At 70.6% G+C, this 21,370-nt stretch carries 19 protein-coding genes and 1 pseudogene; 9 read left to right on the top strand and 11 right to left on the bottom strand.

The window, feature by feature from the left end:
- Positions 1 to 2: 2 nt before the first annotated feature.
- Both ACWGKQ_RS38530 and ACWGKQ_RS38525 read right to left on the bottom strand, forming a co-directional pair.
- Positions 3 to 860 carry a calcium-binding protein gene (locus ACWGKQ_RS38530; protein WP_453296701.1) on the bottom strand — a complete coding sequence of 286 codons (858 nt, stop codon included), beginning with the start codon at positions 858 to 860 and terminating at the stop codon, positions 3 to 5.
- Between the two features lie 145 nt (positions 861 to 1,005).
- Positions 1,006 to 1,398: a cupin domain-containing protein gene (locus ACWGKQ_RS38525; protein ID WP_453296700.1), complete on the bottom strand. Its 393-nt coding sequence runs from the start codon at positions 1,396 to 1,398 to the stop codon at positions 1,006 to 1,008.
- Positions 1,399 to 1,451: 53 nt separating this feature from the next.
- Here ACWGKQ_RS38525 and ACWGKQ_RS38520 point away from each other — a divergent pair, with 53 nt between their 5' ends.
- Together ACWGKQ_RS38520 and ACWGKQ_RS38515 are read left to right on the top strand one after the other, a co-directional pair.
- On the top strand, positions 1,452 to 2,450 hold the full coding sequence (locus ACWGKQ_RS38520) for a GlxA family transcriptional regulator (RefSeq protein WP_453296699.1): 999 nt from the start codon (positions 1,452 to 1,454) through the stop codon (positions 2,448 to 2,450).
- Positions 2,447 to 2,941 carry an LURP-one-related/scramblase family protein gene (locus tag ACWGKQ_RS38515; protein ID WP_453296698.1) on the top strand — a complete coding sequence of 165 codons (495 nt, stop codon included), beginning with the start codon at positions 2,447 to 2,449 and terminating at the stop codon, positions 2,939 to 2,941. The genes ACWGKQ_RS38520 and ACWGKQ_RS38515 overlap by 4 nt, the downstream gene beginning before the upstream one ends.
- A gap of 7 nt (positions 2,942 to 2,948) precedes the next feature.
- Here the strand turns inward: ACWGKQ_RS38515 and ACWGKQ_RS38510 are convergent, their stop codons facing one another.
- Positions 2,949 to 3,746: a carbon-nitrogen family hydrolase gene (locus ACWGKQ_RS38510; RefSeq protein WP_453296697.1), complete on the bottom strand. Its 798-nt coding sequence runs from the start codon at positions 3,744 to 3,746 to the stop codon at positions 2,949 to 2,951.
- Between the two features lie 183 nt (positions 3,747 to 3,929).
- Here ACWGKQ_RS38510 and ACWGKQ_RS38505 point away from each other — a divergent pair, with 183 nt between their 5' ends.
- Positions 3,930 to 4,754 (top strand): maleylpyruvate isomerase family mycothiol-dependent enzyme, encoded by an 825-nt coding sequence (locus ACWGKQ_RS38505; protein ID WP_453296696.1) that lies wholly within the window; start codon positions 3,930 to 3,932, stop codon positions 4,752 to 4,754.
- Between the two features lie 108 nt (positions 4,755 to 4,862).
- Complete coding sequence (locus ACWGKQ_RS38500) at positions 4,863 to 5,627, top strand: SAM-dependent methyltransferase (protein ID WP_453296695.1); 765 nt, start codon at positions 4,863 to 4,865, stop codon at positions 5,625 to 5,627.
- A gap of 107 nt (positions 5,628 to 5,734) precedes the next feature.
- Here ACWGKQ_RS38500 and ACWGKQ_RS38495 read toward each other — a convergent pair whose 3' ends face one another.
- The gene (locus tag ACWGKQ_RS38495; protein ID WP_453296694.1) at positions 5,735 to 7,036 is read right to left on the bottom strand and encodes an MFS transporter; all 1,302 of its coding nucleotides are present in this window, start codon (positions 7,034 to 7,036) and stop codon (positions 5,735 to 5,737) included.
- Complete coding sequence (locus tag ACWGKQ_RS38490; RefSeq protein WP_453296693.1) at positions 7,033 to 7,683, bottom strand: GntR family transcriptional regulator; 651 nt, start codon at positions 7,681 to 7,683, stop codon at positions 7,033 to 7,035. The genes ACWGKQ_RS38495 and ACWGKQ_RS38490 overlap by 4 nt, the downstream gene beginning before the upstream one ends.
- A 197-nt stretch (positions 7,684 to 7,880) precedes the next feature.
- On the opposite strand from ACWGKQ_RS38490, the gene ACWGKQ_RS38485 reads away from it, so the two are divergent.
- Together ACWGKQ_RS38485 and ACWGKQ_RS38480 are read left to right on the top strand one after the other, a co-directional pair.
- A complete protein-coding gene (locus ACWGKQ_RS38485; protein ID WP_453296692.1) occupies positions 7,881 to 8,780 on the top strand; it encodes a D-alanyl-D-alanine carboxypeptidase family protein in 900 nt (299 codons plus the stop codon).
- 178 nt (positions 8,781 to 8,958) lie between these two features.
- Positions 8,959 to 9,915, top strand: a pseudogene (locus ACWGKQ_RS38480) (BRO-N domain-containing protein).
- 181 nt (positions 9,916 to 10,096) lie between these two features.
- On the opposite strand, the gene ACWGKQ_RS38475 reads toward ACWGKQ_RS38480, so the two are convergent.
- Genes ACWGKQ_RS38475 through pdhA form a run of 3 tightly spaced genes read right to left on the bottom strand, consistent with a single transcriptional unit; the run spans position 10,097 to position 13,738 of the window.
- Entirely contained in the window at positions 10,097 to 11,533 is a 1,437-nt protein-coding gene (locus tag ACWGKQ_RS38475; RefSeq protein WP_453296691.1) for a dihydrolipoamide acetyltransferase family protein, read from the bottom strand.
- Between the two features lie 10 nt (positions 11,534 to 11,543).
- Positions 11,544 to 12,524: an alpha-ketoacid dehydrogenase subunit beta gene (locus tag ACWGKQ_RS38470; protein WP_453296690.1), complete on the bottom strand. Its 981-nt coding sequence runs from the start codon at positions 12,522 to 12,524 to the stop codon at positions 11,544 to 11,546.
- Positions 12,525 to 12,526: 2 nt separating this feature from the next.
- Positions 12,527 to 13,738: a pyruvate dehydrogenase (acetyl-transferring) E1 component subunit alpha gene (gene pdhA / locus ACWGKQ_RS38465; RefSeq protein ID WP_453296689.1), complete on the bottom strand. Its 1,212-nt coding sequence runs from the start codon at positions 13,736 to 13,738 to the stop codon at positions 12,527 to 12,529.
- Positions 13,739 to 14,283: 545 nt separating this feature from the next.
- Here pdhA and ACWGKQ_RS38460 point away from each other — a divergent pair.
- Positions 14,284 to 15,300: a phosphotransferase gene (locus ACWGKQ_RS38460; protein ID WP_453296688.1), complete on the top strand. Its 1,017-nt coding sequence runs from the start codon at positions 14,284 to 14,286 to the stop codon at positions 15,298 to 15,300.
- 64 nt (positions 15,301 to 15,364) lie between these two features.
- On the opposite strand, the gene ACWGKQ_RS38455 is transcribed toward ACWGKQ_RS38460, so the two are convergent.
- Positions 15,365 to 16,954, bottom strand: a complete 1,590-nt coding sequence (locus ACWGKQ_RS38455) for a protein kinase domain-containing protein (protein ID WP_453296687.1) — start codon at positions 16,952 to 16,954, stop codon at positions 15,365 to 15,367.
- Between the two features lie 318 nt (positions 16,955 to 17,272).
- Here ACWGKQ_RS38455 and ACWGKQ_RS38450 point away from each other — a divergent pair, with 318 nt between their 5' ends.
- Positions 17,273 to 18,928 (top strand): protein kinase domain-containing protein, encoded by a 1,656-nt coding sequence (locus ACWGKQ_RS38450; RefSeq protein WP_453296686.1) that lies wholly within the window; start codon positions 17,273 to 17,275, stop codon positions 18,926 to 18,928.
- Positions 18,929 to 19,005: 77 nt separating this feature from the next.
- Here ACWGKQ_RS38450 and ACWGKQ_RS38445 read toward each other — a convergent pair whose 3' ends face one another.
- Positions 19,006 to 19,545: a bacterial proteasome activator family protein gene (locus ACWGKQ_RS38445; protein WP_351486401.1), complete on the bottom strand. Its 540-nt coding sequence runs from the start codon at positions 19,543 to 19,545 to the stop codon at positions 19,006 to 19,008.
- A gap of 189 nt (positions 19,546 to 19,734) precedes the next feature.
- On the opposite strand from ACWGKQ_RS38445, the gene ACWGKQ_RS38440 reads away from it, so the two are divergent.
- Positions 19,735 to 20,331, top strand: coding sequence for a hypothetical protein (locus ACWGKQ_RS38440; RefSeq protein WP_453296685.1), 597 nt, complete (start codon positions 19,735 to 19,737; stop codon positions 20,329 to 20,331).
- Positions 20,332 to 20,367: 36 nt separating this feature from the next.
- Here the strand turns inward: ACWGKQ_RS38440 and ACWGKQ_RS38435 are convergent, their stop codons facing one another.
- Positions 20,368 to 21,348: an NAD(P)H-quinone oxidoreductase gene (locus ACWGKQ_RS38435; protein WP_453296684.1), complete on the bottom strand. Its 981-nt coding sequence runs from the start codon at positions 21,346 to 21,348 to the stop codon at positions 20,368 to 20,370.
- Between the last annotated feature and the right edge of the window lie 22 nt (positions 21,349 to 21,370).

The raw sequence follows: 21,370 nt of genomic DNA, 5'->3' as shown, positions 1-21,370 counted from the left end.
GCTCAGTTCTGGTGCACCACGTTCCGGCCGGGACCGCCGGAGAGCCTGTCGCTGCCGGGACCGCCGTACAGCTTGTCGTTGCCGCTGTTGCCGTACAGCACGTCGTTGCCGCTGTTGCCGTAGAGGACGTCGTCGCCCTTGCCCCCGTACAGCGAGTCGTTGCCGGTTCCGCCGTAGATGGTGTCGTTGCCGTCGTCGCCGGACAGGTACTGGGCCCCGGCGCCGCCGTGCAGCACGTCGTTGCCCTTGCCGCCCTGCACGATGTTGTCGCCGCCGCTCGCGTAGATCGTGTCGTTGCCGTCACCGCCCCACGCGAGGCCCTCCGCGCCCACGGTGAGGGTGTCGTTGCCCGCGTCGCCCGAGACGTAGCCGCCGTCGAGGCGACCCGAGTCGGTCGATCTGTCGTTGCCGGCGCCCAGCGAGATCTCGGCGTACGCATAGACCTGGTCGGTGTTGTTCTTGTACGCGAGCGTGTCGTCGCGGTCACCGAGGTCCACGATCAGGGCGGCGTACGGGTCCTGGGTGTCGATGAAGGTGACCGTGCAGGAGACCTTCGTGCGGTCCGCGCTGTCGGGGTGGACGCAGCCCTGGCCTGCGTCGATCGGGACGACGTCGTTGATCACATAGGTTATGCCTGTTTTGTCCGCGGTGAGGGTCCCCGTGACGGCGGCCTTGTTGGTCTGGCCGGGGGCGGCCTTGTAGGTGAGCTGCCAGCCGTGGTTGACCACGGCGGTGGCCGGTGTCGTCGCGGCGTCGGCGGTGCCGGCCGTGGTGAGTGCCGCGGCCATGGCCGCACCGAGAGCCAGCGCCATCGCCGGGACGGCGCGGATGACCCGGCGGCGGACGGGACGAGCGTGCATGGAGACCTCCGAGAGGAAGGTGCGCGATTGCGCGGACTACGCACTGTCGGACTCGGAGCCCACCTCGTTGGTTGGGCGGCTTCCGCACACGCACGAGGACTTCAACTCCCGGACACCCATTGGACCGAGGGAATCCGAGACCCGGTCAGGAGAGGACGTGTCCGGTCGTCGCGTCCACGTGGGACGGGATGTCGTCATGCCGGTCGCCGACCGTGGACGTGCCGGTCGGCTCGAAGAGGAGGATCGCCGTTCCGGAGGCGGCGGCCGGCTTGTGCTCGGTGCCCCGGGGGACGGTGAAGACGGAGCCCTTCGGGAGGACGACCGTGCGCTCGCCGGCCGGCTCCCGCAGGGCGATGTGCAGTTCGCCCTCCAGGACCAGGAAGAACTCGTCGGTGTGGTCGTGCACGTGCCAGAGGTGCTCGCCCTCGACCTTGGCGACGCGGACGTCGTAGTCGTTGACGGCGGTGACGATCCGCGGGCTCCACAGGTCCCCGAAGGAGGCGAGGGCGGCGGAGAGGGAGATGGGTTCGCTGGTCATGGCGGCCATCCTCGGCTCTCGTCCGGTGTCCGCGTGAGTGCTAGAAATCGCATATGGCGCAAGAATCCTCTCAGTCGTCCCATCGGGTGGCGGTGATCGTCGACGCGGGCACCAACCCCTTCGAGGTCGGCGTCGCCACCGAACTGTTCGGCCTGCCGCGGCCCGAACTGGAGCTGTCCGTACCGCCGTACGAGGTGACGCTGTGCGCGCCCACCCGCGAAGTACGCATGAACCACGGCTTCTTCACGCTCACCGGGGTGGCCGGGCTGGGCGCGGTGGACCGGGCCGACACCCTGGTCGTACCGGGGCGCCCCGACAACGTCGTACCGCGCGGTGCCGACGTTCTCGACGCCGTCCGGCGTGCGCACGCGCGCGGGGTGCGGATCGTGAGCTTCTGCACCGGGACCTTCGCACTCGCCGAGGCCGGGCTGCTGGACGGCCGGCCCGCCACCACGCACTGGCGCTGGGTGGACGCGTTCCGGGAACTGCATCCCCGGGTGCTGCTCCGGCCGGACGTGCTGTTCGTCGACGACGGCGACCTGCTCACCGCCTCCGGCAGCGCGGCCGCGCTGGACCTGGGGCTGCACATCTGGCGGCAGGACCACGGAGCCGAGATCGCCAACGCGGTCTCCCGGCGACTGGTGTTCGCCTCGCACCGGGACGGCGGGCAGCGGCAGTTCGTGGAGCGGCCGGTGCCCGAGGTGCCGGACGAGTCGCTCGGGCCGTTGCTGGCGTGGGCGCAGGAACGCCTCGGCGAGCCGCTGACCGTCGCCGGCCTGGCCGCACGCGCGGCCGTCTCCCCCGCGACCCTGCACCGCCGGTTCCGCGCCCAGCTGGGCACCACCCCGCTGGCCTGGCTGACCGAGGAGCGGGTGGCCCTCGCCTGCCGGCTGATCGAGCGCGGGGAGGAGCGGCTGGATGTGGTGGCGGCGCGCAGCGGTCTCGGTACGACGGCCAATCTGCGCGCGCGTCTGCGCCGCAGGACGGGGCTCAGTCCATCGGACTACCGTCGGCGTTTCGGACCGGTCGCCCGGGAAGGGGTAAGGGCATGAGATTCCTGGTGCGGGACCGGCTCCTCGGGTTCGGGGAGGACTACTGGATCGAGGACGAGCACGGCGGCAAGGTGTTCCTCGTCGACGGCAAGGCCATGCGGGTGCGCGACACGTTCGAGCTGAAGGACCGGCAGGGGCGGGTGCTCGTCGACATCCACCAGAAGATGTTCGCGCTGCGCGACACGATGGTGCTCGAACGCGAGGGCGAGCCCCTGGCGACCATCAGGCGCAAGCGGCTGTCGCTCCTGCGCAACCACTACCGGGTCAACCTGGTCGACGGCACCGAACTCGACGTCAGCGGCAAGATCCTCGACCGGGAGTTCGCCGTCGAGTACGACGGCGAACTGCTGGCCGTGATCTCCCGGCGCTGGCTGCACGTGCGGGAGACCTACGGCGTCGACGTCGTCCGCGACGACGCGGACCCGGCGCTGCTGATCGCGGTGGCGGTGTGCGTGATCCACCTCGCGGACAAGGAGCGGGACGAGGACTAGGGAGGGCCTAGCGGTGGCGCGGGGGGTCCAGGCCCAGGAGGCGGTCCTTGAGGGCCGGGAACTGTTCGCGGGTGGCGGCGACCTTGGCCGGGTCGAGGTCGACGGTGAGGATCTCCTCGCCGGCGCCCGCCTCGGCCAGCACCTCGCCCCACGGATCGACCACGATCGAGTGACCCGCCTGCGGAACTCCGGCGTGCGTCCCGGCCGTTCCACACGCGAGCACGAACGCCTGGTTCTCGACCGCCCGCGCCTGGGCCAGCAGCGTCCAGTGCGCGCGTCGCCGCTCGGGCCAGCCCGCCGAGAGCACCAGCGTCTCGGCGCCGGCGTCGACGAGTCCACGGAAGAGTTCGGGGAAACGGAGGTCGTAGCAGGTGGCCAAGCCCAGCGTGGTCTCGGGCAGCCGGACCGTCACCAGTTCCCGTCCCGCGCCCATCAGCACCGCCTCGCCCTTGTCGAAGCCGAAGCGGTGGATCTTGCGGTAGGCCGCGGCCAGCTCACCGGAGGGGGAGAAGACGAGAGCCGTGTTGTAGAGGGGGCCGTCAGGGTCTCGCTCGGGGATCGAACCAGCGTGCAGCCAGACGCCCGCGTCGCTCGCCGCCTTCGCCATCGCCTCGTACGTCGGGCCTTCGAGCGGCTCGGCCTCCGTCGCGAACTCCTCGTAGGCGAACGCGCCCGTGGTCCACAGTTCGGGCAGTACGACGAGATCGGCATCCGTCTGCTCGCGCACCAGGGCGGTCACGCGTTGCCGACGAGATTCGACCGATTCGCCCTCGTTTACGTCGATCTGGATGAGCGAGGCGCGCACACTACCACCGTCCTGGCAATTCGAGCCGTCCACACGGGCCTACGATCGTCACACGAAAGCACTGCCGGGGTGCCTCACAGCAGCGTAACTTAGCGTCTCAAGACACCCGCCGACAGCAGCCACCGCCCACTGGCAGCGCCGCCATCACCTGCCCGAGTACCGACCGCCGAGGGGTCCCGTTCCGTGAGTCTGCATCCCACCCTCCAGCCCTACGCCGACGCTTGGACCCACTCCATCGAAGCGATATCCGAGCTGGTGACGCCGCTTGTCGAGGGCGAGTGGAACCGGCGGACACCGTGCCCGGGCTGGTCGGTGCGGGACGTGGTCTCCCACGTCATCGGCCTGGACTGCGAGATGCTCGGCGACCCGCGGCCCATCCACACCCTGCCGCGCGACCTCTACCACGTCACCAACGAGGCCCAGCGCTACACGGAGATGCAGGTCGACGTACGACGCCACCACACGGCGCCGGAAATGACCTCGGAGCTGGAGTACACGGTCATCCGCCGCAACCGCCAGCTGCGCAACGAGTCGCGGGAGCCGGGGCACCTGGTGCGCGGGCCGATGGGCAAGGAGATCACCCTCGAGGACGCCATGCGCAACCACGCGTTCAACGTGTGGGTGCACGAGCAGGACCTGCGGGCGGCGCTGGGACGGCCGGGCAACCTCGACTCGCCGGGCGCGCAGGTCGCCCGGGACGTGCTGCTCGGCGAGCTGCCCCGGGTGGTCGCCAACGACGCCGACGCGCCGCGCAGCTCGGCCGTCATCTTCGACGTGCACGGGCCGATCGAGTTCCTGCGCACGATCCGCATCGACATCCAGGGCCGCGGCACCCTGGAGGCCACCCCCGCCCTCGGCCCCGCCGCCATCTTCACCCTCGACTGGGAGACCTACGTCCGCCTGGCCTGCGGCCGCACCACCCCGGACGCGGTCGCGGACCGGGTGAAGGCGGAGGGCGACCAGGAACTGACGGCGGCGATCCTGCGCAACTTCGCGGTCACGCAGTAAAAAACGGGAAAGAAAAGAGCGCGCCGGCAGCCGGGGCACGCGGCGCCGTCAATTCGGTCACCGTTAATTCAGTGCCCTGCGGGGGCCGTCGCGACCTATCTTCCCGGCATGACCACACCCACCGCACCACAGGACGACCTCCCGCCCCGCCTCACCCGGCTCACCTTCCACGGCCCGCTCTCCGAGGCCCGCGCGGCCGCGATGACAGGGCGCCTGGCCGGCACGGATCCCGGCAGCGTGCTGGACATCGGCTGCGGCTGGGGTGAGCTGATGCTGCGGCTGCTGGCGGCGGTGCCGCGGGCGCGCGGGGTCGGTGTGGACGTGAACACGGCGGACCTGGAGCGGGGACGGCGGGCCGCCGGGGCGCGCGGGCTGGCCGACCGGGTGGAGTTCGCCGAGGAGTCGGCGGTGGGCACCGGCCGGGGTCCGGCCGACGTGGTGCTGTGTCTGGGGGCGAGCCAGGCGCTGAGCGAGGACCTGGTGCCGGCCCTGCGGGAGTTGCGGCGGCTGGTGGCCGACGGCGGGCGCGTGCTGCTCGGCGAGGGCTTCTGGCAGCGCACCCCGACCGAGGCGGAGCTGGCCGGGATGTGGCCGGGCGCCTCGGCCGCCGACCACCACGACCTGGCCGGCCTGGTCGACCTGACGGTGGCCGCCGGCTTCCGCCCGGAGTGGATCGAGACGGCGAACCTTGACGAGTGGGAGGAGTTCGAGTCGGCCTACCAGGCGGACAGGGAAGTATGGCTGGCAGCCAACCCCGGCCACCCCCTGGCAACGGAGACCCGCGAACACCTCGACACCCACCGCACAGCCTGGCTCACCTACCGAGGCATCCTGGGCCTGGCCTACCTGACCCTCGCCCCGACGGCGGCCTGACTCTGTACACCTGACCCTGTATACGGAAAGCCGCCGACGGCGATCGCCCCCACAGGTCGCCCGGCCTCTCTGCCAACGGTGAACGGGCGGTGCGCGGGTGGGAAAACTCATGCAGGGACGTGCACCGTCTCCACCCGGCTCGCCACCAACCGCTCCCGCTCCCGCCGAACCGCCCGCCCCCGCAACCGCAGAATCTGGCTCACCCCCACCGCCTGGAGCACGAACACGCACGAGAAGGCCACCGAGTAGTTGTCGCCGGTCGCATCCAGCAGCACACCCACCACGAACAACGTCGTCATCGAGGCCACGAACCCACCCATGTTGGTGATCCCGGACGCGGTCCCCTGCCGCTCCGGCGGATTCGCGGGACGCGCGAAGTCGAAGCCGATCATCGACGCCGGCCCGCACGCCCCCAGCACCGCGCACAACACCACCAGGAGCCACATGGGCGCATGGTCGGCCGGATACACCAGCGTCGCCGCCCACACCACGGCCGTCGCCCCGACCGTGCCCAGCGCCAGCGGCAGCCGCGCCGTGTGGTGCCGGGCGACGATCTGGCCGTAGACGAGGCCGACCATCATGTTGCAGAGGACGACCAGGGTCAGCAGCTCACCGGCCGTGGCACGGGACAGTCCCTGCGCCTGGACCAGGAACGGCAGCCCCCACAGCAGCAGGAACACCATCGCCGGGAACTGGGTGGTGAAGTGCACCCACAGGCCCAGCCGGGTCCCCGGCTCCCGCCAGGACGCCGCGATCTGCTTCCGGACGTAGGCCGCCCCCTGGTGCGGGAAGGGCTCGGGCTCGTACCCCTCGGGGTGGTCCTTCAGGAACAGGAGGACGAGGACCAGGACGACCGCACCGGCCAGCGCGCTGCCCGCGAACGCCGGGGTCCAGCCGATGCCGTGCAGCAACCGGGCCAGGACCAGCGTGGAGACGAGGTTGCCCGCCATGCCGACCAGACCGGCGAGCTGGGCGACGAGCGGGCCGCGCCGGGCCGGGAACCAGCGGGTGCCGAGCCGCAGCACGCTGATGAACGTCATCGCGTCACCGCAGCCCAGCAGCGCCCGCGAGGCGAGCGCGGTGCCGTACGACGGGGAGAAGGCGAAGCCCAGCTGTCCGGCGGTGAACAGCACCGCGCCGATGACCAGCATCTTCTTGGTGCCGAGCCGGTCCACCAGCAGGCCGACGGGTATCTGCATGCCGGCGTACACCAGCAGTTGGAGGATCGAGAACGTGGACAGGGCCGAGGCGCCCACGTGGAAGCGGTCGGCGGCGTCGAGGCCGGCTACCCCGAGGGACGTACGGAAGATGACGGCGACGAAGTAGACCGAGACGCCTATGCCCCAGACGGCGACGGCCCGGCGGCCGCCCGGCGGATCACCGGGCAGCGAGGCGCTGCCGCGGCTCATCGGACCTCACCCCGCGCCAGGTGCGCGAACCAGTCGACGTGCCGGTGCACCAGATCGACCGCGCGGTCGGCATCCCCCGCGCGCAGCGCGTCCAGGATCTCCTCGTGCTCGGTCAGCGACTTGGCGATGCGGTCGGGGTGCGCGTGCATGATGGCGACGCCCATCCGCAGCTGGCGGTCGCGCAGTTGGTCGTAGAGGCGGGAGAGGATCTCGTTGCCGCCGTCGCGGACGATCGCGGCGTGGAAGCAGCGGTCCGTGACGGCCGCGGCGGCCAGGTCGCCGGCGGCGGCCTCGGTCTTCTGCCGGTCGAGCAGTTCCTGCAGCCGGGCCACCAGCCCCGCCGACGCCGGTACGGCCTTGCGCACCGCGTGCTCCTCCACCAGCATCCGGGTCTCCACCACGTCCGCGATCTCCTGTGCGGAGACCGGCAGCACCATGGCGCCCTTCTTCGGGTAAAGCTTGATCAGGCCCTCGACCTCAAGACGCAGCAGCGCCTCGCGGACCGGGGTGCGGGACACCCCGACGGCCTCGGCCAGCTCGCCCTCGGTGAGGAGCGTGCCGCCTTCGTAGTGGCGGTCCAGGACACCCTGCTTGACATGGGAGTACACACGGTCGGCGGCGGGGGGCTGCTTGACGGCCAGGCTCATGCCTACAGCTTAGATACAACACGTACACAAGGGACCCGTTCGTCCATCATCCGGACGTGATGTAAATCGCCCTCAGCGACCGCACAACCATCTGTGCTACTTACGTGTCACACACGTGCGGCCCCACTCGCTTCGGCACCCCCAACTCGGCCGCACGCCAGGGGCATTACGACTCGACTCGACTCGGGGTATTTCAGTTGATTACCGGTTTTAAGGGCACCAGTCTCCGCAGGGCCGTCGCCGTCGCCGTCACGTCCGGCGCGATGCTCGCCACCGGCGCCCTCACCGCGGCTCCCGCGCAGGCCGTCACCGCGCCCACGATCGTGGCCAAGGGCGGCTACGTCATGAACAACGCGAACGCGAAGACGCTGTACACGAAGAAGGCGGACACCGAGCTGTCCACCGGCTCCACCACGAAGATCATGACCGCCAAGGTCGTGCTCGCGCAGTCCAACCTGAACCTCGACAAGAAGGTGACGATCCAGAAGGCGTACAGCGACTACGTCGTCGCCAACAACGCCTCCCAGGCGCACCTGATCGTCGGCGACAAGGTCACCGTCCGCCAGCTGATGTACGGGCTGATGCTGCCCTCCGGCTGCGACGCCGCCTACGCGCTCGCGGACACGTACGGCACCGGCACCACCCGCGCCAAGCGGGTCGCCAACTTCATCGCCAAGATGAACACCGCCGCGAAGAGCCTGGGCCTGACCCACACGCACTTCGACTCCTTCGACGGCATCGGCAACGGCAACAACTACTCGACGCCGCGCGACCTGACGAAAATCGCCAGCAGCGCGATGAAGAACAGCACGTTCCGCACGGTCGTCAAGACGAAGAGCTACACGGCGAAGACGATCACCAAGACCGGCTCCACCCGCACCATGACGGCCTGGACCAACACCAACACGCTGCTCAGCAGCTACAGCGGCGCCATCGGCATCAAGACCGGCTCCGGCCCCGAGGCCAAGTACTGCCTGGTCTTCGCCGCCACCCGCAACGGCAAGACGGTCATCGGCACCGTCCTCGCCTCCTCCTCCATCACCCAGCGCGCGACGGACGCCACGAAGCTCCTGAACTACGGCTTCTCGACGATCTGACCCGACTCGAACCGAGCAGACGAAGGCCCGCCGCACCCCATGCGGCGGGCCTTTTGCCATACCCGTACGCCCCAACGCAGCAGAACTACCGTTCTTCCCTCGCAATCGTGAACATGCGGTTATTTGACTGGCATATTCGATTTTCTCCGCCCTAGGTTCCGCGGCGGAGGTGGTTCACATGAACGAACCCAACAAGCAAGCGAAACCCGCCGGCCGCCACGAGGCCATCGACGTCAGCGACTTCGTGTACGCGGCGACCGGGGCACGAGTACGACGGCTGACGATGCCGGACGGCGCTCATTGGTTCCCAGCAGTGGATGTCTGCAACCGGTTGGGTCACACCAACCCGCAGAAGGCTCTCGCCGACCATGTCCCAGAAGCCCATCGAGAGATTCTCGAGACCCTAACTGGAGGTTACGGTCTCAGCATTCCCGCAGGTAGGGAGTGACGCCGAGACCTGAATGTCATCTCTCTCCAAGGTCTCATCCTCCTCGTCAACTCCTGCACCAAGCCCGCCTGCGCCCCCTTCAAGCAGTGGGTCGCCGAAGTCATCGAGACCGTGCAGCGAGACGGGTCTTACACCCTCGAGAAGGCCGAGGTACAGCCGACCGAACCGGGTGCGCCCGTCGCGTACGCCATGCCGGAGCAGGTCGCGGATGCCATCGTCCGGCTTGAGGCGCACAACCTTCAGCTGGACGAGCAGCTCGCAAACGGGCAGCGCGAGTCGATCGAGTTGCAGCGAGAGATGCTGGCCACGCAGAAGGCCACGTTGGCCGTACAGCAGGCCATGGTCCGCGCGATGGAACGCATCGCGGACCGGCTCGACGCCCTCGTCCTCGAACGTCGTACGCCCCCCGACAGTCCCGCAGCCCTGCCGACCACCGAGTCCGTACTCGGCGACTGGCGACGGCGGTTGTCCGTGACCGAGGACGTGTGGACGGTGGCCGTCGTCATCGCCCCGGTCCTCGTCGAGAAGGGTGAGCTGCGCGAGCCGCTCGAATCGATCGCCGCGCGTACCGGCCTGACGGTGCACCGCGTCAACGAGTGTCTCCGGCTGCTGCGCAAGCACGCCTGCATTCATTCGCGGGGTGGGACGGAGGAGGGGGCGCCGGTCTACGTGCTCAACCAGCTCTAAAGGGAGTGGGCGGTCGCAATCGGAAGTTGCGGCCGCCCGCCCTGAGCCTATCCCTCTCCGGCCGAGAGTGTCCGTGAGACCGTAACCAGAAGTTACACTCTCAGCGTTTGCGCAGGTCAAAGAAGGGCGAGAGCCTGACTGGAAGTCACGCTCTCGCCCTTCTCTCAATTCTCCCCGGGGCTCACCCCCACGTGATCAACCGCTTCGGCTGCTCCAGGACCGCCGCCACGTCGGCCAGTACCTTCGAGCCCAGCTCGCCGTCCACCAGACGGTGGTCGAAGCTCAGGGCCAGCGTGGTCACCTGACGCGGCTTCACCTTGCCCTTGTGGACCCACGGCTGGAGCTTGATCGCGCCGACCGCGAGGATCGCGGCCTCGCCGGGGTTGAGGATCGGCGTGCCCGTGTCGATGCCGAAGACGCCGACGTTGGTGATGGTCACCGTGCCGCCCTGCATCGCGGCGGGTGACGTCCTGCCGTCCCTCGCCGTGCCGACCAGTTCGCCGAGCGCCTCCGCCAGTTGCGGGAGCGTCTTCGCGTGGGCGTCCTTGATGTTCGGCACGATCAGGCCGCGCGGGGTGGCCGCGGCGATGCCCAGGTTGACGTAGTGCTTGAGCACGATCTCCTGGTTCGCCTCGTCCCAGGACGCGTTGATGTCCGGGTTGCGCCGGATGGCGACCAGCAGGGCCTTGGCGATGAGGAGCAGGGGGTTCACCCGGAGGCCTTGCAGGTCCTTGTCCTGCTTCAGCTCCTCCACCAGCTTCATCGTGCGCGTCACGTCCACCGTCACGAACTCCGTGACGTGGGGTGCCGTGAACGCCGAGCCGACCATCGCCGCCGCCGTCGCCTTGCGGACGCCCTTGATGGGGACGCGGGTCTCGCGGGCGGTGTCGTGCGAGACGACGACGGGGGGCGCGGCGGTCTCGGGGACCGCCGGCTGCGGCGCCGCCGTCGGTGCGGCCGTCACCGCGGTCACCGCCGCGTGCACGTCCTCGCGCGTGATGACGCCGTCCGGGCCGGACGGGGTCACCGTGGCCAGGTCGACGCCGAGGTCCTTCGCCAGCTTGCGCACCGGCGGCTTAGCCAGCGGGCGGGCGGAGCGGTCCTCCGTGGCCGGGACCGGGGCCGGGGCGGGAACAGGAGCGGTGGCGGGAACCGGCGCGGGGCCGTGGCCGTTCAGCTCCTGCTGGACCGCGGACCGGACCGCCGTCTCGGCGGCCGTGGTCTCCGGACCCTTGCGCGGGCGGCGCTTGGTGGAGGAGGCCGCCACGCCGTAGCCGACGAGGACCGGCTGGCGGCCCTCCGGCTTCTTCTCCGGCTCCGGGGCCAAAGCCGCGGCGGGCTCCTCGGCCGGCGCCCCGCCCGTCACGTCCACCGCGATGATCGCCGTGCCCACGTCCACCGTGGTGCCCTCGGCGAAGCGCAGCTCGCGGACCACGCCGTCGTAGGGGATGGGCAGTTCGACGGCCGCCTTCGCCGTCTCGACCTCGCACACCACCTGGCCGTCGGTCACCGTGTCGCCGGGCTGGACGTACCACTTGAGGATCTCGGCCTCGGTGAGCCCCTCGCCCACGTCCGGCATCCTGAACTCGCGTACGGACGCTTCCGTCATCGTCGTCACGACCCTCTCCTCAGTACGCCAGGGCACGGTCGACGGCGTCGAGCACCCGGTCAAGGCCCGGAAGGTACTCCTCCTCCAGGCGGGCCGGCGGGTAGGGGGCGTGGTAGCCGCCGACCCTGAGGACCGGGGCCTCCAGGTGGTAGAAGCAGCGCTCGGTGATGCGGGCGGCGATCTCCGCGCCCGATCCGAAGAACACCGGCGCCTCGTGGACCACGACCAGCCGGCGGGTCTTCTCGACCGAGGCCTGGATCGAGTCGAAGTCCAGCGGGGAGACGGACCGCAGGTCCAGGATCTCCAGGGACTTGCCCTCCTCGGCGGCCGCGTCGGCGGCCTCCTGGCAGAGCTTCACCATCGGGCCGTAGGCGGCGAGGGTGAGGTCGGTGCCCTCGCGGACCACGCGGGCCTTGTGCAGCGGGCCCGGGATGGATTCGGTGTTGACCTCGCCCTTGTCCCAGTAGCGCCGCTTGGGCTCGAAGAAGATCACCGGGTCGTCGCTCTGGATGGCCTGCTGCATCATCCAGTAGGCGTCCGAGGAACTGGACGGGGAGACGATCTTCAGGCCCGCCACGTGCGCGAAGAGCGCCTCGGGGGACTCGGAGTGGTGCTCGACCGCGCCGATGCCGCCGCCGTAGGGGATGCGGACGACGACCGGCATCTTGACCTTGCCCAGCGAGCGGGCGTGCATCTTCGCGAGCTGGGTGACGATCTGGTCGTACGCCGGGAAGACGAAGCCGTCGAACTGGATCTCCACCACCGGGCGGTAGCCGCGCAGGGCGAGGCCGATCGCGGTGCCGACGATGCCGGACTCGGCGAGGGGGGTGTCGATGACGCGGCTCTCGCCGAAGTCCTTCTGGAGGCCGTCGGTGACCCGGAAGACACCGCCGAGCTTGCCGACGTCCTCGCCCATGACGAGGACCTTGGGGTCCGAATCCAGCGCGCGGCGCAGCGACTCGTTGATCGCCTTGGCCAGAGCCATCTTCTCCGCTGCCATGGTCAGGCCCCCTCTACGTCTGCGAACGACGCCTGGTAGGCGGCGAACTGGGCTCGCTCCTCGTCGACGAGCGCATGCCCGTCGGCGTACACGTTCTCGAAGATGGCGAAGTTGTCCGGGTCCGGCATGGCGCGGACCGCTTCGCGCACTCGCCTGCCCAACGCCTCGGACTCGGCCTCGAGTTCCGCGAAAAATCCGTCGTCCGCGTGGTTTGAGGCCTCCAGGTACCGGCGCAGGCGCAGGATCGGGTCCTTGGCCTCCCAGGCCTCGCGCTCCTCGTCGGCCCGGTACTTGGTCGGGTCGTCGGAGGTGGTGTGGGCGCCCATCCGGTAGGTGTACGCCTCGACCAGCGTCGGGCCCTCGCCGCTGCGGGCGCGCTCCAGCGCCCACTTGGTGACCGCGAGGCAGGCCAGCACGTCGTTGCCGTCGACCCGGACGCCGGGGAAGCCGAAGCCCTGGGCGCGCTGGTAGAGCGGGACGCGGGTCTGCTTCTCGGTGGGCTCGGAGATCGCCCACTGGTTGTTCTGGCAGAAGAACACGACCGGGGCGTTGTAGACCGCGGAGAAGGTGAACGATTCGGCGACGTCGCCCTGGCTGGAGGCGCCGTCGCCGAAGTAGGCGATCACCGCCGAGTCAGCGCCGTCCTTGGCGACGCCCATCGCGTAGCCGGTGGCGTGCAGCGTCTGGGAGCCGATGACGATCGTGTAGAGGTGGAAGTTGTTGGTGTTGGGGTCCCAGCCGCCGTGGTTGACGCCGCGGAACATGCCCAGCAGGTTGGTCGGGTCGACTCCGCGGCACCAGGCGACGCCGTGCTCGCGGTAGGTCGGGAAGACGTAGTCGTCCTCGCGGGTGGCCCGCCCGGAGCCGATCTGGGCGGCCTCCTGGCCCAGCAGGGACGCCCACAGGCCCAGCTCGCCCTGGCGCTGCAGGGCGGTGGCCTCGGCGTCGAAGCGGCGGGTGAGCACCATGTCGCGGTACAGGCCGCGCAGCTCCTCGGGGGTGATCCCGGCGACGTACGCGTCGTACTCGGCGTTCTTGACCCGCTTGCCCTCGGGGGTCAGCAGCTGGACGAGTTCGGGATCCGTGCTCTTCTTCGCGGTGGTGCGACTGGTGGTGCGAGTGGTGCGCTTGGTGCCGGTCTTGCTGCCGGTGGTGCCGGCTTTGCCTGCGGCGCTGCGTCGCGGTTCGCTCGCGGCACTGCTGTCCACGGTCACGTGTGCTCCTCCGTCGGTCCGGCCCCCGGGGTTGCCGGGTGAACCAGTGCGGCTCACCTGTTTCCGACACCCGTGGCACGGGGTGGGTGCCACTCGGCCGGGAACAGGCGTGACAGGTGCCCCGGCGAGCGCCCTGCAACATGCACGTTACCCAGTGCTCCACATTTCTGTGAAACCCCTTCTGACCTGCGTTTTTGCTTGGAAATCCAAGTACTTTTTGCTTGGATTTCCTAGTAAATCGACGCGGGCCGGAAGGTCGCTGGTCAGAGCCTTGCAGGAGGCCGGAGCAACGGCACGTTATCCCGCCGCCCGGGGCCACGGGAAGACATCGCGGGGTCCGGTCTGCTCGCCCGGCGCCGAGCGCGGCGCGGCGACCCTATGCCTCGCGGCACGCCTCCGGGACACATCTTTCGTACTTGTATTCGCCGCGGTCCATCGCGTGACCGAAAGCGACCACCAGCGACTACCTGTGACAACGCCCAGCTCACAGGGCTGACGCTTGCCCTAGCATCTGGCGCGTGCCGCGCTCTTGTTTACCACCCCCCGTGCCTCACGCGCCCCCTCTGGGCGCCCTGCTCCGGCTGTACGCCGCCGGTTCCGCACTCGCCTGCGAGCCCGTCGAACAGGGCCTGCTCAACCGCGGCTACCGCCTCCGCACCACCCGCGGCCGCTACTTCCTGAAGCACCACTTCGACCCCGCCACCGCCGACCCGGCCGCCATCGAGCGACGTCATCTGGCCACCCTGCGACTGGCCGCCCTCGGCGTCCCGGTCGCCCCGCCCCTCGCCCACCGCGACGGCCGTACGGTCGCCGTCGTCGGCGGCCACGCCTACGCGCTGCACCCCTGGATCGACGGCCGCCACCGGCACGGCGGACAGCTCACGCGCGGGGAGTGCGCACGGCTCGGCGCGCTCCTCGGGGCCGTGCACGCCTGCCTGGAGCGCGTCATGCCCCCCAAGGGGCGCACCCGCCCGGCCACCAGCCCCCATCCCGTCGAGAGCGCCGACCCCGCCGACACCTTCGCGCTCATCGACGACCTGCTCGCCCACGTCAGCCGGCACCGCCCCGCCGACGCCTTCGACGAGCTCGCCCGCCACCGGCTGCTCGAACGCCGTGCGCTCCTGGAGCAGCACGCCGGCCGACGCCCCCCGCGCGGTGCCTCGGTGGGCTGGGTGCACGGCGACTTCCACCCGTTCAACCTGCTCTACAAGGACGACGCGCCCGCCGCGATCGTGGACTGGGACCGGCTCGGCGTGCAGCCCCGCGCGGAGGAGGCCGTACGGGCGGCCGTGATCTTCTTCGTCCGCCCCGTGGGGGCGCTCGACCTGCGGAAGGTACGGGCGTACGCGCGCGCGTACCGGCGCGCGGCCGGGGCCACGCCCTCGGAGCTCGCGGCGGCCGTGCACCGCGTGTGGTGGGAGCGGCTCAACGACTTCTGGATGCTGCGCTGGCACTACGAGCGCGGCGACACCCGCGCGGACCCCCAGTTCCCGGCCGCCTCGGCGCTCGCCGTGTGGTGGACCAGGGAGTACGACGCGGTGTGCGACGCCTTCGTCCAGTAGCAGGACGCCTCGGCCCCATGGCAAGCGACCGGCGTGCCGGTCAGCCGAAGGGCGTCGGTGTCCTTCAACCGCCGCCCAGGCCGGTGCCGGAGATCGTGCCGCCACCGCCGTCGTCGCCGCCGTCGTCGCCCGCGCCCGTCGTGTCGGAGGGCTGCCCCGCCGGCGAACTCTCGGTGTCGGTCGGCTGCGAGGCGCTCGCCGTGTCGCTCGGCTCGTCGCTCGGCTCGCTGCTCTGCGTCTGGGACTGGGTGTACGACGGGGTCTGCGACGGCGTGTACCCGTTGCCGTTGCCGGTGTCCGAGCTGCTCGTGTCGGTCTCGGTGTCCGTGGCCGTGTCGCTGGCCTCGTCGGACGGGCTGGCGCTGGCGGTCTCGCCCTTGGTGGTCTGCGAGGTGGTCGGCGACTGCGACGTACCGGTGCCGCCGTCGCCGCCGCCACCGCCGCCGTTCAGCGCCAGCGCGACGCCGGTCGCCACCGCGATCACCGCGAGGACGGCCAGGATCCACAGCTTGCCGCGGCCGCTGCCCCGGTTGCCGTGCCCCTCGAAACCGCCGTCGTCGCCGCCCCCGTAGCCGCCCGGCAGGATCGGCTGCGGGATCTGCGTGGTCCCGGCGGTGGCCGGGTGCGGCATCACGGTCGTCCCGGCGAAACCCGCCGCCGGGGTGTTGCGGCCGTCGTGCACGTTGACCGGGCCGGTGTTCCAGGTGCCGGTGTGGCTGCCCTGGTCGTACAGCATCTGGAGGCCGTACTGGACCAGGCCGCGCATCTCCTCGGCGGTCTGGAAGCGGTCGTCGGGCTCCTTGGCGAGCGAGCGCATGACCAGGCCGTCCAGCTCCGGCGGGGCGACGCCCTCGGAGGTCTGGGACGGCGGCACCGGGATGTCCTGGACGTGCTGGTAGACCACCGCCAGCGGGGTCTCGCCGATGAACGGGGGACGCAGGGCGAGGAGTTCGTAGAGCAGGCAGCCGGTGGCGTACAGGTCGGAGCGGTGGTCGACGGCCTTGCCGAGCGCCTGTTCCGGGGAGAGGTACTGGGGCGTGCCCATGACCATGCCGGTCTGCGTCATCGTCGTGGACGCGCCGTGCAGCGCACGGGCGATGCCGAAGTCCATCACCTTGACGGCGCCGTTGTTCGTGATGATCACGTTGGCGGGCTTGATGTCACGGTGCACGATGCCGTGCTGGTGCGAGTAGGCCAGCGCCTCCAGCACCCCGGACGTGATGATCAGGGCCTGCTCGGGGCCCGGCGCCTCGGCGTTGATCAGCAGGTCGCGGATGGTGCGGCCCTCGACCAGCTCCATCACGATGTACGGCACGGACTGGCCGCCGACCACGTCCTCGCCGGAGTCGTACACCGCCACGATCGCATGGTGGTTGAGCCCGGCGACCGACTGTGCCTCGCGGGTGAAGCGGGCCTTGGAGACCGGATCCTCGGCGAGATCGGCGCGCAGCAGCTTGACCGCCACGGTGCGGCCGAGCCGTACGTCCTCGGCGGCGAACACCTCTGCCATGCCGCCCCGGCCGAGGCGGTGGGTAAGCCGGTAGCGGCCGTCGCCGACCAGACCTCCGTTGCCCCACAGCTCAGGCGCGTCCGACATGCCGCCGCCAGCCGCCTCGGGGTCGGACGGGCCCTGGGCGCTGTGCGTCTGTGCCATCGGTCCTCGCCGTCGTTTCTGCCCGCGGTGCGCGCGGTGTTGTCACGGTCTCCGTCGGCCACGCTACAGCCTCGGCGCAACCCGCAGGTCCGGGATCCGGCCCGTGGACGGACCGGCCATCCAACCCGTACCACGCGCCGTCGTGCAAATTCTGTGTACCGGGCGTACGGCCGCTGTAACGCTTCCGCGACTCTTCTTTCTCGTACGGTCACGGAACGGGCACCGCGCTTGACGTGTCAGGGCCCTCGGGCAGACTTGGCCGGGAATGAGACATTCGATCAACAAGGGTGCCTGAGTGCCGGGCGGGGGACGGGGAAAATGAGCCAGGACGGCGCACACGGCCGTTACACGGGGCGGGCTCTGGCCGGTGGCCGCTACCAGCTGCGCGACCTGCTCGGCGAGGGCGGCATGGCCTCCGTGCACCTGGCGTACGACGCGGTCCTGGACCGGCAGGTCGCGATCAAGACCCTGCACACCGAACTCGGCCGGGAACAGGCCTTCCGCGAGCGCTTCCGCCGCGAGGCCCAGGCAGTGGCCAAGCTCACGCACACCAACATCGTCTCCGTCTTCGACACCGGGGAAGACGAGTTGGACGGCTCGACGATGCCGTACATCGTCATGGAGTACGTCGAGGGCCGCCCGCTCGGCTCGGTGCTGGACGAGGACGTACGGCAGCACGGCGCGATGCCCGCCGACAAGGCGCTGAAGATCACCGCCGACGTGCTGGCCGCACTGGAGATCAGCCACGAGATGGGGCTGGTCCACCGCGACATCAAGCCCGGCAACGTGATGATGACCAAGCGCGGCGTCGTCAAGGTGATGGACTTCGGCATCGCCCGCGCCATGCAGTCCGGGGTCACCTCGATGACGCAGACCGGCATGGTCGTCGGCACCCCGCAGTACCTCTCGCCCGAGCAGGCCCTCGGCCGCGGCGTGGACGCCCGCTCCGACCTCTACTCGGTCGGCATCATGCTGTTCCAGCTGGTCACCGGCCGGCTGCCGTTCGACGCGGACTCGCCGCTGGCCATCGCCTACGCGCACGTCCAGGAGGAGCCGGTCGCTCCCTCCTCGATCAACCGTGCCCTTCCCCCGGCCGTGGACGCGCTGGTCGCCCGGGCGCTGAAGAAGAACCCGAACGAACGCTTCCCGACGGCCGAGTCCATGCGCGACGAGTGCCTGCGGGTCGCCGCCTCGCTCCAGCCGGCCGCGCCGAGCATCGTCCCGGGCATCCCGCCCACGCAGAGCGGCTCCGGGGTCGGCTCCGCGGTGTTCCCGCCGGTCGGCCAGGCGACGCCGGCACCTCCGGGGCCGGTGCAGACGCCGTACCAGCCGACTCCGGCCCCGAATCCTTACGGGGCCGCGGGTCCTTCCCCCGCCTACGGCTATCCGCAGCAGCAGGCGGGCTACCAGACCCCGGCCGGGTACGCCCAGCCGGTGCCGTCGACGCCGCCCCCGTACAACATCACGCCCCAGCCGGCTTCCGGTGTCGGTGGCGGCGGTGGCGGTGGCGGGAAGAGCAACCGGCCGGTGGTCATCGGGTCGATCGCGGTGTCGCTGGTCGCGGTGATCGGCCTGATCGTCGCTCTGGCGCTGAACAACGGCGGCGGCGATGACGACACCGGCGGCAGCGGCAGCGGAGGCAGCACCGCGAGCACCTCGGCCTCGCACGCGTCGGGCTACCGCGGGCCCGACACCTCGAAGACCATCGAGAAGACCGAGTGCACCGAACCGCAGGAGTCCTACGACGACCCGGACAAGATCCAGGTGCCGGACTTGAAGTTCAAGTACATCAAGTCGGTCAAGGAGTGCTTCCAGGCCGCCGGATGGCGGATGAACGTCGTCTCCGTGGACGAGAACACGTACGGCGACGGCTCGGTCATGGACCAGTTCCCGGCCTCCGGCACGGACGTCGACCCGGAGAACATGCCGACCATCGAGCTCAAGGTGTCGACGGGCAACCCGGCGACCGGCTGACGCGAGGCGCAGCGGGAAGGAAGGGCCCGGCGGTCGTCCGCCGGGCCCTTCGCCGTCTCGGGAGTGTCCTGGGGTGTCTAGAGGTACGGGCCGCCGGAGCGGCCGGCCGGGCCGTGCTCCTCGCCCTCGTGGCCGACACCCGGCGGCAGCGCGCGCCGCATCGACTCCAGCTGGGCGCGGGCGGCCATCTGCTGGGCGAACAGGGTGGTCTGGATCCCGTGGAAAAGCCCCTCCAGCCAGCCCACCAACTGGGCCTGCGCGATACGCAGTTCCGCGTCGGAGGGGGTCGCGTTCTCGTTGAACGGGAGGGAGAGCCGCTCCAGCTCCTCGACCAGCTCCGGCGCCAGACCGTCCTCCAGCTCCTTCACGGAGCTGGCGTGGATCTCCTTGAGCCGGGCCCGGCTGGCCTCGTCGAGGGGAGCCGCGCGCACCTCCTCCAGGAGCTGCTTGATCATGCTGCCGATCCGCATGACCTTGGCCGGCTGCTCCACCATCTCCGTCACCGGGATCTCGCGGGAGTCCTCGTCCCCGTTGCCGCCACCGAGTGCCATCCCGTCCTGGCCCACGACCAGGATCTGGGGATTCTCGGGCGACCGTTCGTTCCTCGGCATCTCCATGCCGCCATTCTCTCGCACCCGTACACCTCACCACCGTGGTGCCCCCCATGGGGGCTGATCCACCTTCCTGCAACCGCCCCGGACAGGCCGTAGACCCATCGGCCGAATCAGAAATGCCGGGTTTGCCGGTGAATGTGAGGGTGGTGTTCGTCTGCCCTGACGACGACTGTGCTCCGGGAGGTCACCGACGTGACTCCAAGGCCGCGACTCCCCCTTCCCCTCCCTCTCCCCCTCGCCGCGCTCGTCCGGCTGCTGCTCGTCCTCGCGGCGGTCCTGCTGCCGTGCGGCATGGCTGTCGCACACAACACCGAGCCGCCGCCCTCGGACTCCGCCGGCGCCTCGGCCGCGCCCGAGCCGTCGCTGGCCGGCACGCTGGCCGGGGAGGGCCGGATGCGGCCGGGGCGGCCCCAGGGACCGGCGACGAAGATCGAGGGCCAGGAACCCGACGACCCGAACGGCCCCGACGACCCCGATGACGAGGGGACGGCGACGGAGCCCGCGGAGAGCGGCGGCCGGAGCAGCGACACCGGGAGCATCGACGGCGGCCGGAGCAGCGATGCCGGGAGACCGGCGGCCGGCTCCGCGCAGCCGCCCCGGGAGGCCGTCCTGGCCCCCGCCACATCCCCTACCGCACCCCGGCCGCACCCCGCCGGCCAGGCCATCGGCTCCGACCAGGACGACGGCACCGAGCCCATGCTGCACATCCTTCCGCTCGGCAGCGGCCTGGTCCTGATCGGCCTCGGGCTCGGCCTCGCCTTCGTCGGCCTGCGGGTACGGCGGGGATAGGGCGCGGACAGGCCGGGGACAGGCCGGGGCCGGTTGCTACTGGGTCACCAGCAGGACCTTGCCGATGTGCTCGCTGGCCTCGACCGCCCGCTGGGCCTGCGCCGCGTCCGCCATCGGCAGCTCCCGGTCGACGACCGCGCGGACATGGCCCTGGGCGATCAACGGCCACACGTGCTCCCGCACCGCCGCGACGATGGCCGCCTTCTCGGCGAGCGGCCGGGCGCGCAGCGAGGTCGCGCTGATCGCCGCCCGCTTGCCGAGCAGGGCGCCGATGTTCAGCTCGCCCTTGACGCCGCCCTGCATACCGATGATCGCAAGCCGTCCGTTGACCGCGAGCGCCTGCACGTTCCGGTCCAGGTACTTGGCGCCCATGTTGTCGAGGATGACGTCGGCACCCGCGCCGTCGGTGGCCTGCTTCACCTCGGCGACGAAATCCTGCTCGCGGTAGTTGACGAGGATGTCCGCGCCCAGCTCGGCACAGAAGTCCAGCTTCTCCTTCGTGCCCGCGGTGACCGCCACCTTGGTGCCGATCGCCTTGCCCAGCTGGATCGCCATGGTGCCGATGCCGCTGGAGCCGCCGTGCACGAGGAGGGTCTCACCGGGACGCAGGTGGGAGATCATGAAGACGTTCGACCAGACCGTGCAGACCACCTCGGGCAGCGCGGCCGCCTGCTTCAGGTCCACGCCCTCGGGCACCGGCAGCAGCTGCCCGGCCGGCACGGCGACCTTCTCGGCATAGCCGCCACCCGCGAGCAGTGCGCACACCTCGTCGCCGACCGACCAGCCGGAGACACCGGGACCGAGCGCGGCGATCCGCCCGGAGCACTCCAGACCTGGATACGCGGAGGCGCCGGGCGGCGGGGTGTAGTTGCCCTGCCGCTGGAGGATGTCCGCGCGGTTGACGGCGCTGGCCACCACCTCGACCAGCACTTCGCCCTCGCCGGGCACGGGATCGGGAACCTCGTCCCACACCAGCGCCTCGGGCCCACCGGGTTCGGGAATCGTGATCGCATACATGCGGCCGACGCTACTCCCCGCC

It is taken from the genome of Streptomyces sp. NPDC054770 (assembly GCF_053611985.1).
The sequence above is the reverse complement of the archived record's forward strand: the minus strand, read 5'-3'. Positions and strand labels throughout refer to the sequence as shown.

Bases quoted from the DNA above. Each gene is read 5' to 3' on its own strand.
- ACWGKQ_RS38455 (WP_453296687.1), bottom strand. From the start codon at position 16,954: ATGGCACAGACGCACAGCGCCCAGGGCCCGTCCGACCCCGAGGCGGCT.
- ACWGKQ_RS38470 (WP_453296690.1), bottom strand. From the start codon at position 12,524: ATGGCAGCGGAGAAGATGGCTCTGGCCAAGGCGATCAACGAGTCGCTG.
- ACWGKQ_RS38500 (WP_453296695.1), top strand. From the start codon at position 4,863: ATGACCACACCCACCGCACCACAGGACGACCTCCCGCCCCGCCTCACC.
- ACWGKQ_RS38530 (WP_453296701.1), bottom strand. From the start codon at position 860: ATGCACGCTCGTCCCGTCCGCCGCCGGGTCATCCGCGCCGTCCCGGCG.
- ACWGKQ_RS38435 (WP_453296684.1), bottom strand. From the start codon at position 21,348: ATGTATGCGATCACGATTCCCGAACCCGGTGGGCCCGAGGCGCTGGTG.
- ACWGKQ_RS38490 (WP_453296693.1), bottom strand. From the start codon at position 7,683: ATGAGCCTGGCCGTCAAGCAGCCCCCCGCCGCCGACCGTGTGTACTCC.
- ACWGKQ_RS38445 (WP_351486401.1), bottom strand. From the start codon at position 19,545: ATGGAGATGCCGAGGAACGAACGGTCGCCCGAGAATCCCCAGATCCTG.
- ACWGKQ_RS38515 (WP_453296698.1), top strand. From the start codon at position 2,447: ATGAGATTCCTGGTGCGGGACCGGCTCCTCGGGTTCGGGGAGGACTAC.
- ACWGKQ_RS38495 (WP_453296694.1), bottom strand. From the start codon at position 7,036: ATGAGCCGCGGCAGCGCCTCGCTGCCCGGTGATCCGCCGGGCGGCCGC.
- ACWGKQ_RS38450 (WP_453296686.1), top strand. From the start codon at position 17,273: ATGAGCCAGGACGGCGCACACGGCCGTTACACGGGGCGGGCTCTGGCC.
- ACWGKQ_RS38525 (WP_453296700.1), bottom strand. From the start codon at position 1,398: ATGACCAGCGAACCCATCTCCCTCTCCGCCGCCCTCGCCTCCTTCGGG.
- ACWGKQ_RS38520 (WP_453296699.1), top strand. From the start codon at position 1,452: ATGGCGCAAGAATCCTCTCAGTCGTCCCATCGGGTGGCGGTGATCGTC.